Below are 13,450 nucleotides of genomic sequence, written 5' to 3' on the forward strand. Positions count from 1 at the left end.
GAGCCGCTGAGCCGCTGAGTCGCTGGGTTCCGGGGTGCCGGCCGTCGAGGACCGGCGCCCCGGTGAAGAGTCCAGCGAGGCCGGAGACAGGCCCGCTACGGGGTGCCGGGCGTCGAGGACCGGCGCTCCGGCGGGGAGTCCGGTGGCCGCCGGCCGGGCGCCGGGACGGGCCGCTGCTCCCGGGCCTGGGCCCGGCGGTGGCCGAGGACGGTGACGATCAGGTGGTCGATGGGCGACATCGAGGCCTCTCCGCGAGTCGGTGACCCCCCTCCCGATGTCCAGTTTCCCGTGCCGGGCAAGTGGAAAACGGTGCGGGTGCGCACACCCGGGACGCTCGGACGTTCGGTCGAACCGGTTCGACCATTCGGCGCGTCAGCCGCGGTACCGCCGGGCGCCGGTGCTCGACCGCAGGGAGATCGGCGGCTCCAGGAGTGCGTGCCGCGGTTGCGCTTCCGCGTCCGCGATCTGCGCCAGCAGCAGGTCCACCGCCAGCCGGCCCAGCTCCACCGCCGGAACGTCCGCCGCCGTCAGCGGGGGGTGGAAATCCTCCGCCAGGCGCTCGGCGATCACCCCGGTCAGCGAGAAGTCGCGGGGCACCTCGAGCCCGGCCCGGTGCAACGCGCGCTGGACGCCCGGCAGGGCCGCTTCGTTGATCGTCACCGCCGCCGTCACCGCGGGCCACTGCGCCCGGAGCTGCTCGAAGCAGGCCAGCCCCGCCGCCGCGTCGTCCGCGCAGCACACCGTGCGGGCCGTCAAGCCCCGCGCCTCGGTCGCGTCGAGGAACCCCGTCGCCGAGCGCAGTGCCGGCCCGTACCCGGCCGCGACGAGCTCGGCCGACCGGTTGATCAGCACCACCTCCTCGTGCCCGAGGTCCGCGAGGTGGTGCACGCACCGGGTGATCAGGGCGCCGTAGTCGACGTCGACCCACCAGGACGCGCCCGGGTGCTCCACGTGCCCGATGGTGACGTACGGCAGGCTCGCCTGGCTCAGCCGCTCGACGCGCGGGTCTTCGAGGAGGATCTCCATCAGGATCACGCCGTCGACCCGCCGCCCGGTCACGATGCGTTCGAACGAGCGGTCGTGGTCGCCGCCGCTGGGGGAGAGCAGGACGTCGAGGTCGTGGGCGGCGGCCGCGTCGACGACGCTGCCGACGAACCCCAGCTGGACGTCGGTCAGCCGCCGGCTGGCCGGCGGGACGACCAGGCCGAGCGTGCGGGTCCGGCCTTCGGCCAGGGCGCGGGCGCTGGCGTTGGGCCGGTAGCCGAGCTCGGCGATGACGTCGTTGATGCGCTGCACGGTGGCCGCCGACACCGGGCGCTTGCCGCTCAGCGCGTACGACACGGTGCTGCGCGAGACCCCCGCGCGCCGCGCGATCTCCCCGATGTTCATGCCACTCCTGACCCCGGTGCTCGAAACCGGTTCGATCGTAGTACACGCAGTATTGCGCAGGAGGGTTCGCGGGGTTTACGGTGACGCGGCCTTCGCCATCGAACCGGTTCGATGACGGATCGACCGCCGCCAGGTCGGCGCTGGTGCCGACAGGAAGGACCCCCCATGCCGCGTCATCCGATCGTCCGGCTGCTGTCCGTGGCCGTCACCGCGACGGCACTGGCCGCCTGCTCCTCCGGGACCGCCCCCGCCGCCGGTGCCTTCACCGTGTGGGACCCGTACCCGCAGTTCGACGCGGGGTCCGCGTGGGCGAAGGTCGTCGACAAGTGCGGCGCCGACGCCGGGGTCAAGATCACGCGGCAGGCGTTCGACACGACCGACCTGACCAACAAGGTGCTGCTCGCCGCCCAGCAGAACACCGCGCCCAACGTCCTCGTGGTGGACAACCCCGTGGTGTCCACCCTGGCCGAGGGCGGGGTGCTCAAGTCCAACGCGGACACCGGGCTCGACGCCACGCAGGTCGCGCCCAACCTGCTCGCCGCCGGCGACGTGAAGGGTCAGGTCTACGGCGTCCCGGTCGGGGCGAACACGCTCGCCCTCTACTACAACAAGGCCGTCCTGACCGCGGCCGGCGTCGACCCGGCGTCGGTGAAGGACTGGGCGGGTCTCGACGCGGCGCTGGCCAAGGTGCACGCGGCGGGCAAGAAGGGCATCACGTTCTCGGCGATCGGCACCGAAGAGGGCAGTTTCCAGTTCCTGCCGTGGTTCTGGGGCTCGGGCGCGAACCTGACCGACCTGGCTTCGGCGGACGCCGTCTCGGCGCTCGCGCAGTGGAAGTCGTGGCTGGCCAAGGGATACGCGCCGAACTCGGTGGTCGGCAACACGCAGACGACCAGCTGGCAGGAGTTCGCGACGGGTGAGTACGCCTTCGCCGAGAACGGTACCTGGCAGCTGCAGAACGCGAAGAAGGCCGGCTTCGACTACGGCGTCCTCCCGATCCCCGCGCGCACCGGGGGCGCGGCCCCGGCGCCGACCGGCGGCGAGTTCGTCACCGTGCCCGTCCAGAGCAGCCCGGACGCCGAGAAGACCGCGGGCCGGATCGCGTCCTGCCTGACCAGCCCGGCCAACGTGCTCGACTCCGACACGGCGCTGACCTACGTCTCCGCCGTGCCGCCGGTGCAGGAGAAGCAGGTCGCCGCCCAGCCGGAGCTCAAGGTGTGGGTCGACGCGGTCAAGGTCGCCAAGGGCCGCACCGGCGACCACCTCGGCACGCGGTACCCGCGGATCTCCGAACCGCTCTGGGGTGCCGTCCAGGCCGCGCTCACCGGCGCGAAGGCCCCGGACGCCGCGCTCGCCGCCGCGCAAGCGACCGCCGCGTCGGCGAAGTAGGCGTGGTCGTGCTGGACACCCGCCGACCGGTCACCGCCCGTCCGGCCGCGCGAGCGCCCGGGCGGGCCGGGCGGCGCCGCCGGCAGCAGCTGCTCGCGTGGGCGTTCCTCGCGCCGCTCGTCGCCTACCTCCTGCTCTGCTACGGCTATCCGCTCGCGACGAACATCGATCTCAGCCTGCGCAGCTACACGGTCCGCACCTTCGTGCACGGTGGCGCGCCGCTCGTCTGGTTCGACAACTACGCCGCAGTGTTCACCGAGCCGACCTTTCGCACGGCGCTGGTGAACACGCTCGTCTTCACCGCCGCGTCGCTGCTCTTCCAGTACGGCATCGGCCTGGCGATGGCGGTGTTCTTCGCCCGCCACTTCCGGCTGGGCCCGACGTTGCGCGCTCTGTTCCTCGTGCCGTGGCTGCTGCCGCTGATCGTGTCGGGCTCGACCTGGGCGTGGCTGCTCAACAGCGAATCCGGGGTGGTCAACGCCGTGCTGGGCTGGTTCGGTGCCGGCCGGGTCGACTGGCTGACGTCGCCGTCGTGGTCGCTGGTGTCGGTGATCATCGCCAACATCTGGATCGGCGTGCCGTTCAACCTCGTCGTGCTGCACAGCGGCCTGCAGAACATCCCGGCCGAGGTGTACGAGGCGGCGTCGCTCGACGGCGCCGGGGCGTGGCAGCGGTTCCGGCACGTCACCTTCCCGCTGCTGCGCCCGGTTTCGGCGATCACCCTGCTGCTGGGGCTGGTCTACACGCTGAAGGTGTTCGACGTCATCTGGATCATGACCCGCGGTGGCCCCGACGGGGCGTCGACCACCCTGGCCACCTGGTCCTACCAGCTCGGGTTCGGCAGCCTGCTCCCGCGGTTCGGCCCCAGTGCGGCCGTGGGCAACGTGCTCATCCTGCTGGCCCTGGCGGCCGGCCTGGCCTACATCCGCGCGCAGCGCAGGCAGGAGGAGGCGTGAGCCGCCACTGGCGCACCGCGGTGGGGCTGGTCCTCACCGCCGTGATGCTGTTCCCCGTCTACTGGATGGTGAACGTGTCGCTGACGCCGGCCGGGCGGATGCGCAAGTCGCCGCCCGACTGGTTCCCCGCCGCGCCGACGTTCGAAGGCTACGAGCGGGTGCTGCGCGAGCAGCTCCCGTACTTCGCCACCAGCCTGCTCGTCGCGCTCGGCACAGTCGTGCTGACGCTGGCCCTGGCCGCGCCTTCGGCTTACGCGCTGGCCAAGCTGCGCCCGCGCGGGCACCGGGCGCTGGGTTTCGTGCTGCTCGTCGCCCAGATGATCCCCGGCATCATCATGGCGCTGGGTTTCTACGGCAGCTACGTCTCGCTGGGGATCACGAACACGGCGTGGGGCCTGGTCCTCGCCGATTCGACGATCGCGGTGCCGTTCGCCGTGCTCATCCTGACCTCCTTCATGGCCTCGGTGCCGGACGAGCTCGTCCAGGCGGCCACGATCGACGGCGCCGGCGCGGTGCGCGCGTTCTGGTCGGTGGTGCTGCCCGCGAGCCGCAACGGCGTCGTCACCGCGGGCCTGTTCTCGTTCCTGTGGGCCTGGTCGGACTTCGTCTTCGCGGCGACGCTCGACGGCGGTGGCTCGATGCGGCCGCTGACGCTGGGCATCTACCGCTACATCGGCAACAACAACCAGGAGTGGAACTCCATCATGGCGACGGCGGTGGTGGCCTCCGTGCCGGCCGCGGTGCTGCTCGTGCTGGCGCAGCGGTTCGTCGCCGCCGGCGTCACCGCGGGCGCCGTCAAGGACTGAACCCCTCGGAAAGGACGGTTTCTGTGCCCACGGGCGAGTTTTCGCTGCGCGAGATCCCCTTCAGCCACCCGGGGTCGTGGTTCGGCGTCTCCCCGGTGGTGGCCCAGGCCACCTACGCCGACGACCTGCACCTGGTGTCGCACCGCCACGGCATGCACGCCGTGCTGGCACTGGTGCCCGAACGCGACGGGCAGCGCGTGGCGGTTCCGGTCACCGCCACGCCGTCCGCGCTCACGTGGGGCGGCGGCGAGCAGCGGATCACGGCGGCGTACGCGGCGCCGGACGCGCTCCGGATCGCCGGACACGGCCTCGAACTCCGGATCCGCGCGGCGGAGCCCACGCTGACCCCGTTCACCGGGACGTACTCCTTCGCCGACCCGGTGGGCGGCGCCGCCGTCTTCACCTCCTACGAAACCGGCCAGCGCTACCGCCTCACCGTCCTTTCCGGACACCTGCGGCACGTCGGGGCCGAAGCGCTGGGGACGGCCGAACGCGCCGTCGTCGTGAGCGGTGCCGGCTGGGAGGTGGTGGTCGAGGAGCTGCCCGGCGCCCGGGAGCCGTACGTGCCGTCGGCGACGTTCGACGACGTGGTCACCACCGCCCGGACCGCGTTCGCCGCGTTCGCCGATTCGGTGGCGCCCTGGCGCGGCGAACGCGCTCCCGCGGCGGAGCTCGCCTGTTACGTGCTGTGGTCGGCCATCGTGGCGCCCGCCGGGTTCGTCGGCCGCCCGGCCGTGCTGATGTCGAAGCACTGGATGGACAAGGTGTGGAGCTGGGACCACTGCTTCAACGCCCTCGCGCTGGCCGGCGGACGGCCCGAGCTGGCCTGGCACCAGTTCCAGGTCGTCTTCGACCACCAGGACGACCAGGGCGCGCTGCCCGATTCGGTCACGCACGCCGAGGTGCTGCGCAACTTCGTCAAACCACCCGTCCACGGCTGGGCGCTGAGCCGCCTGCGCCGCCGCCTTCCCGGCGGCCTGCCGGAAACCGGGCCGGCCTACCGGCAGCTGGCGGCGTGGACGACGTTCTGGCTCACGCACCGCCGCGTGCCCGGCCGGCCGCTCGCCCACTACGAACACGGCAACGACAGCGGCTGGGACAACGCGACGCCGTTCGCCGCGCAGCGGCTCGTGCAGACCCCCGACCTGGCCGCGTTCCTGGTGCTGCAGCTGAAGGAACTGGCCGTGCTGGCCGCCCGCGAAGGCGATCCCGAGGCGGCGGCGCGGTGGGACGCCGAAGCCGAGCGCATGCTGGCGGCGCTGCTGGAGGAGCTGTGGGACGGCACGAAGTTCGTCAGCCGCTCGGCCGCGACCGGGGCGGTGCACTCCGGGGCGAGCCTGCTGGAGCTGATGCCGATCGTGCTGGGCGAACACCTCCCGCCCGGCGTCCGCGACCGGGTCGTGGCCGGGCTCGAGGCGCACCTCACCGGCATCGGGCTGGCGACCGAGCGGCCCGCGTCGGCGTTCTACGAAGCGGACGGCTACTGGCGGGGTCCGGTGTGGGCACCCGTCACCGTGCTGATCGAGGACGGTCTCCGCCGCGCGGGTGCCGCCGACCTCGCCGACCGCGTCAGCGCGCGGTTCCGTGCCGTGTGCGAGAAATCGGGGTTCGCGGAGAACTTCGACGCGCTGACCGGCGACGGCCTGCGCGACCGCGCCTACACCTGGACCGCCGCCGCGTACCTCCTGCTCGCCGGCGACGCCGAACAACGGCTGACCTGCGAAGGATAATGCGCCCTGTTGTTCGATCAAATCGACGATCGCCGCGATTGAAATCGTCGATTCCATTGTTCTTCCGGGCCGCGTGTCGGCAAATCACGCACCGAATCTTGACCGGTGCACAACCGGCTGCAATAGTCGTCACCGTCTCCCGTTCCGATTTCCGGGAAAGGACGATTCCCATGCACAACGTGGTGCGTTCGTTGCTCGTCTCACTGACCGCGGCCGCCGTGGTGGCGACCACCGCCGGGGTGGCCGAAGCGGCCACCTGGTCCTCGTCCGACAAGTGGGCGACCTGGTCCAACGGCGGCTACACCGTCCGAAACGACGTCTGGGGCAGCGGTGCCGGCCCGCAGACCATCTGGGCGAACTCCTACAGCAACTGGGGAGTCTGGGCGGACCACCCGAACACCGGCGGCGTCAAGTCGTACCCGCACTCGGCGAAGAACGTCGGCCGGACGCTGAGTTCGCTGCGGCAGGTCTCGAGCAGCTTCAACGTCAACCGGCCGGGCAGCGGCGCGTACGAGACCGCGTATGACATCTGGGCGAACAACAACGCCTACGAAATCATGCTGTGGGTCAACAAGCAGGGTGCGGTCGGCCCGATCGGCAGCAAGCAGACGACGGTGACCGTCGGCGGCCACACCTGGGACGTCTACAAGGGATCGAACGGCTCGAACGCGGTGTTCTCGTTCCTGCGCACGTCGAACACGAACGCCGGCACGGTCGACGTGCTCGCGGTCCTGAACTGGATCAGGGCCCGCGGGTGGTTCGGTGACGTGACCCTCGGCGAAGTGCAGTTCGGCTTCGAGATCACGTCGTCTTCCGGCGGGCTGAACTTCACGTCCAACAGTTATTCCGTTTCCGCGTCCTGACCGCCGTCGCGGGCGCAGCGAAAGCCGATTTTCCCCGAGTCGCCGGGCTGTTCGCGCGCGCTTTCCGGAGGAAAGCGCGCGCGGCAGGCGTTCAGCTTCGCACCCGCAGGGCGTCGACGATCAGGTCGAGCATCCGGCCGGTCCGCTCGGCGTCGGTTTCGCCCGCCGTCGACAGGAACACGCCGAGCACGAGCAGGGTGACGTCCTCCGGGTCGGTGCCGGCTCGCAGCGTGCCCGCCTTCGCTCCCGCGTCGAGGATCGCGCCGATCGCCGCCGTGATGCGCTGCCGGGTCGCGGGGGTCGCGATGCGGCCCGACGCCACGCTCGCCCGCAGGACGTCCGCCATCCCGCGCTTGGTCGCCACGAAGGCCGCGTAGCGGTTCATCCACGCGCGGAGGGCGGCTTCGGGTGCGAGTTCTTCGAGCAGGGCGGGTGCGCCGGCCGTGACGTCGTCGAGTTCCGCCGCGTAGACGGCTTCGACGAGCGCTTCGCGGGTCGGGAAGTGCCGGTACAGGGTGCCGATCCCGACGCCGGCTCGGCGGGCGACGGCTTCGAGCGCGACCGGGCCGTCGGCGGCGGCGAACGCGGCGCGCGCGACCGCGAGAAGCTTGTCCCGGTTGCGGCGCGCGTCGGAGCGCACCGGACGGGCCGGTTCGGGCGAGGACAAAGCGGAGGCACCTCCGGTTGTGCTACGGTCGGGCTTGAGCGGAGGCTCCTCCGCTTCGCCATCATCGCACGAGGACGGGGACACCCATGCCTTCCACCGAACGCGGCGCGCTCGCCGGCCGCTCCGTTTCCCGCGTCGGGTACGGGGCGATGCAGCTCGAGCGCCTGCACGACGACCGCGCCGCGGCCGTCGGCCTCCTGCGCCGGGCGGTCGAGCTCGGCGTCGACCACGTCGACACCGCGCAGTTCTACGGCAACGGCTTCGTCAACGGCGTCATCCGCGACGCCCTCGGCTCCGGCGACGACGTCGTGATCGCCACCAAGGTCGGCGCCGACCCCGACCCCGGCGCCCCGCTCCCGATCCGCCTCGCGCAGCGACCCGAACAGCTGCGGGCCAGTGTCGAGGACAACCTGCGCACGCTCGGTCTCGACCGGATCCCGCTGGTCAACCTGCGCCGGGGCGACCGGCTGCCCGGGCTGGTCGCCGAAGGTGACCAGCGCGTCCCGCTCGACGACCAGCTCGCGGTGCTGACGGCGCTGCGCGACGAGGGCAAGATCGGCGCGCTCGGGCTGAGCGCGGTGACCCTCGACACCCTGCGCCACGCGCTCCCGGCGGGGATCGCCTGCGTGCAGAACGCCTACAGCCTCGTTTCCCGCGACGACGAGGAGCTGCTCGGGCTGTGCGCCGCCGAGGGTGTCGCGTGGGTCCCGTTCTTCCCGCTGGGCGGTGCCTTCCCCGGGGTGCCGAAGGTGACCGACGAGCCCGCGGTCCAGGCGGTGGCGCAGGCGCTCGGCCGCACGCCGGAGCAGATCGGCCTGGCGTGGCTGCTGCACCACGCCCCGAACGTCCACCTCATCCCGGGCACCGCGAGCGCGGCGCACCTGGAGGCGAACCTGGCGGTGGCGGGCATCGCGCTCGACGACGAGGCGCTGGCCGCGCTGGCCGCGGTCCCGAGCCGTCCGATGGACGTCAGCCTGCGTTAGGGGCTCCTCCGTACCGGCTTCGCCCTTGTCCCGGAGGGCTGTGCCCGAGTCGGGGCGCTCTCGCCAGTGGCCGGCCGGCACCGCCCCGAATCCCGGAACGCACGGTCATTCCGGCGGTTCGCCGCCGGTCAGGGCCGTCGTGGTCAGGGTGAGGTGGCGGGTCAGCGCCTCGGCCGCGGCGTCGGCGTCGCGCGCCAAAGCCGTCTGCTCCAGCAGGGCGTGTTCGGCGAGGTGGTCGCGGCCGGGGCTGCGGTGGGCCGACCAGCGGCGGGCCAGTTCGCTCGCCGTCCACATGCGGTCGAACGTGTCCAGCAGCACCGGGTTGCCGCAGCCCTCCAGCAGGGTGCGGTGGAAGATCCGGTGGGCCTCGGCCCATTCGGCGCTGTAGTGGCGGTCCTCGCCGGAGGTGAACGCCGGGGTGCGGGCCAGCCGGTGGTGCGCGGCCCGCACCCGGGTTTCCCAGGCGAGGTCGCCGCGTTCGAGGGACAGGCGCAGCACCAGCGGCTCGACCGTCCGGCGGGCCTCGGCGACTTCCTGCCAGCGGCGGTCGGTGACCGCCGGGACCGCGAAGCCGCGGTTGGGCAGGCGGTCGGCGAGGCCGTCGCCGACCAGCCGGACGAGGGCCTCGCGCACGACGGCCAGGCTCACCCCGTGCCCGGTGGCCAGGTCCTGCGGCTTGAGGGCCTCGCCGGGGGAGTGGCGCCCGCTCAGGATCGCGTCCCGCAGGTGGGCGTAGACCTGCTCGGAGAGCATCTGCCGCCCCGGTGAAGCCGTCTCAGTCACCTCCTCAGCATAGACGATCGGAGAGATAATCGATTATTGGTGTTATGGTCGATGGTGACCGTCAGACCCGGCAGAAAGTGATCCGATGAACGACCCCTTCGCCCGCCTGCCCGAGGTGCCTTCCTTCACCGTCACCAGCACCACGATCACCGAGGGCGCCGCCCTGCCCGCCGAGCACCGGTCCGGGACGGACCGCTCGCCGCAGCTGTCCTGGCGCGGCGCGCCGGCGGGCACGAAGAGCTACGCCGTCACCGTCTACGACCCGGACGCCCCGACCGGCTCCGGGTTCTGGCACTGGGCGGTCGCCGACATCCCCGCCACCGTCACCGAGCTGCCCGAGGGCGCGGGGGACGCCACCGGCGCCGGCCTCCCGGAAGGCGCTTTCCAGCTGCCCGGCGACACCCGCGAAGCGCGCTTCCTCGGCGCGGCGCCGCCGGCCGGGCACGGCCCGCACCGCTACTTCTTCGTGGTGCACGCCCTCGACGTCGAGTCGATCGGCGTCCCGGCCGACGCGACGCCCGCCGTCCTCGGCTTCACCATGGCCGGGCACGTCCTGGGCCGGGCGGTCCTGACCGCCACCGCGGAAACGCCGGGCGAGGACGCCGAACGCCTCGAGGTGTCCCGCGTCGTCCCGGCGCCCGCGGACGCCGTCTTCGCGGTCTTGACCGACCCGAAGGGGCACGTCGACATCGACGCGTCGGGCATGCTCATGGACGCCGAAGGGCCGACGGTCGAGCGGGCCGGCGACCGGTTCGTCGTGCACATGGACCGGGAAGCCCTCGGCGACCTCCCCCTCGGCCGGTACGACGTCGAGGTCGTCATCACCAAGTTCGTCCCGGGCGAGGAGATCGCCTGGACCGTCGAGGGCCGGACCGGCTCGCACGTCCGCCACGTCTACGGCTACCGGCTCGAGCCGGCCGACGGGGGGACGCGGGTGACCTCCTACTACGACTGGTCGGAGATCCCGCCGGAGTGGAAGCGGCGCCTCACCTTCCCGGTGGTGCCGGAGTCGGCCCTCAAGGCGACGCTCGGCATCCTGGACCGCACGGTCCGGCGCCGGTTGGCCAACGGGTAACCGAACGCCTGGATCACGCCACCCGGAGTACCTTCGCCGGCATGTACACGGTGGCGGTGCTGGCCCTCGACGACGTCATCGCGTTCGATCTGGCCACGCCGATCGAGACGCTGGGGCGGGTGCGGCTGCCGGACGGCCGCGGGGGGTACCGGATCGTCGTCGCCGGGCCCGAGCCGGTGGTCGGCGCCGGTCCGGTGCGGCTGGCCGTCGACGTGAGCCTCGACGAGGTGGAACGAGCCGACCTGGTCGTCGTTCCCGGGCGGAACGACCCGGACCGGCCGACTCCCGACGGCGTGGCGGACTTCCTGCGTGCCGCGGTGGCGCGCGGGACGCGGGTCGCCTCGATCTGCGTCGGGGCCTTCACCCTCGCCGAGGCCGGGCTGCTCGACGGGCAGCGGGCGACCACGCACTGGCTCGCCAACGAGAAGCTGGCCCGGCGGTACCCGGCCGTCGACGTCGACCCGGACGCCCTCTACGTCGACAACGGCCAGATCCTGACGTCCGCGGGCGCCTCGGCCGGGCTGGACATGTGCCTGCACATCGTGGAGCGCGACTACGGCGCCGCCGTCGCCGCCGACACCGCGCGGCTCGCCGTCGCGCCCCTGCAGCGCACCGGCGGGCAGGGCCAGTACATCCTGCGCAACCGCCCGACGTACCAGACCGCGACGCTGGAAAAGGCCCTGGTGTGGATCGAAGAGAACGCCCACCGCCCGCTCACCCTCGCCGACATCGCCGACGCGGCGGGCATGAGCACCCGCACGCTGACCCGCCACTTCCACGCCGAGACCGGGCAGAGCCCGATCCAGTGGCTGACCGGCGTGCGCATCCGGCACGCCCAGGAGCTGCTGGAGCTCACCGACCACACGATCGACCGCATCGCCGGGCAGGTGGGCTTTCCGTCGCCGAGCAACTTCCGCGTCCAGTTCGCGCAGACCGTGCGGGTCAGCCCGAGCGCGTACCGGAAGACCTTCCGGCCGCGGTGAAGGGCGGGGTGCGTCCGGGAGCCGGCCGCACCCCGCGCGGGGTCAGCCCCGGTACTCCGCGGCGACGTCGACGATCCAGGTGACGCCGAAGCGGTCCGTCAGCATCCCGAACGCCGGCGCCCACTGAGCCGGGCCGAACTCCTCGATGACGGTCGCGCCCTCGGCGAGGCCCTTCCACACGGGGGAGACCTCGTCGACCGTCGTCCCGCGGACGGACAGGAAGAACGGCTCCTTCGTGATCGTGGTGCCGTTTTCGCGGCGGGTGGTGGGCGCGGCCGGGGCGGCCGGGCCGGTGGTGCCCGGGACGTCGTAGGCCATGACGGTGAAGCCGTTCTCCGCGGTGACCTGCCCGAACACCACCTTTCCGGCGTCGGGCAGCTCGGCAGGCATGCCGAAGTCGCCGTAGGTGACGATCGTGGCCTGGCCGCCGAAGACCGACCGGTAGAACTCCAGGGCCTCGCGGGCCTGGCCGGTGAAGTTGAGGTGGGCGGCAGCGCTGAGCGACATGGTTGTTCCCGTTCTTCAGTGTGTTCCGACGAGACCCACAGTGGCAGCAGTAGCGGTCAGGGAACGTCCGCTTCTCGTGGCATCATGAACGGCGTGCCGGTCGCGTCCTCGACGGCGACTTCGGGTCGCCTGCTCTCGCTGCTGTCCCTGCTGCAAGCCCGCCGGGACTGGCCGGGCGCGCTGCTCGCCGGCCGCCTCGGGGTCAGTGAGCGGACCGTGCGCCGGGACGTCGACCGGCTGCGCGAACTCGGCTACCCCGTCCAGGCGGTGAAGGGGCCCGACGGCGGCTACCGGCTCGAAGCCGGGGGCCGGATGCCGCCGCTGCTGTTCGACGAAGAGCAGGCGGTCGCGCTCGCGGTGGCGCTGCGGATCGCCGTCGGAACCGGCGCGGGCATCGAAGAAGCCGCCGCCCGCGCCCTGGCGACGGTGCGCCAGGTGCTGCCCGCACGCCTGCGGCAGCGCGTCGACGTGCTCGAGATCGCCGCCGCGGGCGGGTCCGCCGTCCAGGTCGCCCCGGACACCCTGCTCGCCCTGAGCTCGGCGATCCGCGCCACCGAAGAAGTCCGGTTCGACTACGAAACACCATCCCGACCGGTGGACGGCGCGCCGCGCCGGATCCAGCCGCACCACCTCCTCGTCCGAAGTGGACGGTGGTACCTGGTCGGCTGGTCCGCCGAGCGCGCGGACTGGCGGACCTACCGCGTCGACCGGATGCGGCTGCGCGTGCCGAACGGGCCGCGCTTCACCCCGCGGGAGGTGCCCGGTGGCGACGTCGCAGTGTTCCTGTCCGCTCGGTTCAAGGGGTCCGACACCGACCGCTGGCCGTGCCGCGGCGAGGTGCTCCTCGACCGGCCGGTCGCCGAAGTGGCCCCGTTCGCCGGGGACGCCGTGGCGGAGGAGGCCACCTCCGGAAGAACGCGGTTGCTGAGCGGATCCTGGTCGTGGGCGGCGCTGGCCGCGAGCCTGCTGCGGTTCGAGTGCGAGATCGAGGTGGTGGGACCACCGCAACTGCGGGCGGCGTTCGCCGAGCTGGCCGCCCACGCAACGAAGGCGGCGGGTGAGGTCAGCCGTCCACGCTGACACGGGCGGCGCACAGCACGCCTGCGGCAGCGCGAAGAGGGCAGAAACGGCACGCGAGGGACAGCAAACAGCGTGACTGGCGCGCCGAAGCATGACCGGCGCCCCCATCCAGACCTCCGCCGCCACCCCGATACGAAGCCGGAAACACCGTCCGTAGTCACAATCGCGCTTCGGGGTGGAGAGGCAGACACAGCCGTGGCGCGGACCTGGGCCGCCGTCGCGTGCCCGGGGCCCACGGC

At 72.5% G+C, this 13,450-nt stretch carries 14 protein-coding genes; 9 read left to right on the forward strand and 5 right to left on the reverse strand.

The features are described from left to right. Window positions 1–95 precede the first annotated feature (95 nt). Both ACLJOU_RS36400 and ACLJOU_RS36405 read right to left on the reverse strand, forming a co-directional pair. Entirely contained in the window at window positions 96–239 is a 144-nt protein-coding gene (locus ACLJOU_RS36400; protein ID WP_410573818.1) for a hypothetical protein, read from the reverse strand. A gap of 133 nt (window positions 240–372) precedes the next feature. Then, window positions 373–1,389: a LacI family DNA-binding transcriptional regulator gene (locus ACLJOU_RS36405; protein ID WP_410573819.1), complete on the reverse strand. Its 1,017-nt coding sequence runs from the start codon at window positions 1,387–1,389 to the stop codon at window positions 373–375. 165 nt (window positions 1,390–1,554) lie between these two features. On the opposite strand from ACLJOU_RS36405, the gene ACLJOU_RS36410 reads away from it, so the two are divergent. The 5 genes from ACLJOU_RS36410 (at window position 1,555) to ACLJOU_RS36430 (ending at window position 7,133) form a co-directional block, all read left to right on the forward strand. After that, window positions 1,555–2,778, forward strand: a complete 1,224-nt coding sequence (locus ACLJOU_RS36410) for an extracellular solute-binding protein (RefSeq protein ID WP_410573820.1) — start codon at window positions 1,555–1,557, stop codon at window positions 2,776–2,778. 8 nt (window positions 2,779–2,786) lie between these two features. Beyond that, complete coding sequence (locus tag ACLJOU_RS36415) at window positions 2,787–3,734, forward strand: carbohydrate ABC transporter permease (RefSeq protein WP_410573821.1); 948 nt, start codon at window positions 2,787–2,789, stop codon at window positions 3,732–3,734. After that, window positions 3,731–4,540 carry a carbohydrate ABC transporter permease gene (locus tag ACLJOU_RS36420; RefSeq protein ID WP_410573822.1) on the forward strand — a complete coding sequence of 270 codons (810 nt, stop codon included), beginning with the start codon at window positions 3,731–3,733 and terminating at the stop codon, window positions 4,538–4,540. The genes ACLJOU_RS36415 and ACLJOU_RS36420 overlap by 4 nt, the downstream gene beginning before the upstream one ends. Window positions 4,541–4,563: 23 nt before the next feature. Further along, complete coding sequence (locus ACLJOU_RS36425) at window positions 4,564–6,270, forward strand: amylo-alpha-1,6-glucosidase (protein WP_410573823.1); 1,707 nt, start codon at window positions 4,564–4,566, stop codon at window positions 6,268–6,270. Between the two features lie 170 nt (window positions 6,271–6,440). Then, complete coding sequence (locus ACLJOU_RS36430; RefSeq protein WP_410573824.1) at window positions 6,441–7,133, forward strand: glycoside hydrolase family 12 protein; 693 nt, start codon at window positions 6,441–6,443, stop codon at window positions 7,131–7,133. Between the two features lie 91 nt (window positions 7,134–7,224). Here the strand turns inward: ACLJOU_RS36430 and ACLJOU_RS36435 are convergent, their stop codons facing one another. Beyond that, on the reverse strand, window positions 7,225–7,800 hold the full coding sequence (locus ACLJOU_RS36435) for a TetR/AcrR family transcriptional regulator (protein WP_410573825.1): 576 nt from the start codon (window positions 7,798–7,800) through the stop codon (window positions 7,225–7,227). An 86-nt stretch (window positions 7,801–7,886) separates the two neighbouring features. Between ACLJOU_RS36435 and ACLJOU_RS36440 the strand changes: the two genes are divergently transcribed. Next, window positions 7,887–8,783, forward strand: coding sequence for an aldo/keto reductase (locus ACLJOU_RS36440; RefSeq protein ID WP_410573826.1), 897 nt, complete (start codon window positions 7,887–7,889; stop codon window positions 8,781–8,783). A gap of 105 nt (window positions 8,784–8,888) precedes the next feature. Here ACLJOU_RS36440 and ACLJOU_RS36445 read toward each other — a convergent pair whose 3' ends face one another. After that, window positions 8,889–9,536: a GntR family transcriptional regulator gene (locus ACLJOU_RS36445; RefSeq protein ID WP_410573955.1), complete on the reverse strand. Its 648-nt coding sequence runs from the start codon at window positions 9,534–9,536 to the stop codon at window positions 8,889–8,891. A 115-nt stretch (window positions 9,537–9,651) separates the two neighbouring features. Between ACLJOU_RS36445 and ACLJOU_RS36450 the strand changes: the two genes are divergently transcribed. Both ACLJOU_RS36450 and ACLJOU_RS36455 read left to right on the forward strand, forming a co-directional pair. Then, the gene (locus ACLJOU_RS36450; protein ID WP_410573827.1) at window positions 9,652–10,641 is read left to right on the forward strand and encodes a YbhB/YbcL family Raf kinase inhibitor-like protein; all 990 of its coding nucleotides are present in this window, start codon (window positions 9,652–9,654) and stop codon (window positions 10,639–10,641) included. A gap of 41 nt (window positions 10,642–10,682) precedes the next feature. Then, a complete protein-coding gene (locus ACLJOU_RS36455; protein ID WP_410573828.1) occupies window positions 10,683–11,624 on the forward strand; it encodes a GlxA family transcriptional regulator in 942 nt (313 codons plus the stop codon). A gap of 42 nt (window positions 11,625–11,666) precedes the next feature. On the opposite strand, the gene ACLJOU_RS36460 is transcribed toward ACLJOU_RS36455, so the two are convergent. Further along, a complete protein-coding gene (locus tag ACLJOU_RS36460) occupies window positions 11,667–12,131 on the reverse strand; it encodes a VOC family protein (protein WP_410573829.1) in 465 nt (154 codons plus the stop codon). Between the two features lie 93 nt (window positions 12,132–12,224). Between ACLJOU_RS36460 and ACLJOU_RS36465 the strand changes: the two genes are divergently transcribed. Continuing rightward, window positions 12,225–13,211, forward strand: a complete 987-nt coding sequence (locus ACLJOU_RS36465; RefSeq protein ID WP_410573956.1) for a helix-turn-helix transcriptional regulator — start codon at window positions 12,225–12,227, stop codon at window positions 13,209–13,211. Window positions 13,212–13,450: the final 239 nt, after the last annotated feature.

Origin of the sequence: Amycolatopsis sp. cmx-4-61 (assembly GCF_046548775.1) — a bacterium.
GTDB lineage: Bacteria > Actinomycetota > Actinomycetes > Mycobacteriales > Pseudonocardiaceae > Amycolatopsis.

Coding starts and splice junctions, on each gene's coding strand:
- ACLJOU_RS36400 (WP_410573818.1), bottom strand. CDS start 239: ATGTCGCCCATCGACCACCTGATCGTCACCGTCCTCGGCCACCGCCGG.
- ACLJOU_RS36405 (WP_410573819.1), bottom strand. CDS start 1,389: ATGAACATCGGGGAGATCGCGCGGCGCGCGGGGGTCTCGCGCAGCACC.
- ACLJOU_RS36410 (WP_410573820.1), top strand. CDS start 1,555: ATGCCGCGTCATCCGATCGTCCGGCTGCTGTCCGTGGCCGTCACCGCG.
- ACLJOU_RS36430 (WP_410573824.1), top strand. CDS start 6,441: ATGCACAACGTGGTGCGTTCGTTGCTCGTCTCACTGACCGCGGCCGCC.
- ACLJOU_RS36440 (WP_410573826.1), top strand. CDS start 7,887: ATGCCTTCCACCGAACGCGGCGCGCTCGCCGGCCGCTCCGTTTCCCGC.
- ACLJOU_RS36445 (WP_410573955.1), bottom strand. CDS start 9,536: ATGCTCTCCGAGCAGGTCTACGCCCACCTGCGGGACGCGATCCTGAGC.
- ACLJOU_RS36450 (WP_410573827.1), top strand. CDS start 9,652: ATGAACGACCCCTTCGCCCGCCTGCCCGAGGTGCCTTCCTTCACCGTC.
- ACLJOU_RS36455 (WP_410573828.1), top strand. CDS start 10,683: ATGTACACGGTGGCGGTGCTGGCCCTCGACGACGTCATCGCGTTCGAT.
- ACLJOU_RS36460 (WP_410573829.1), bottom strand. CDS start 12,131: ATGTCGCTCAGCGCTGCCGCCCACCTCAACTTCACCGGCCAGGCCCGC.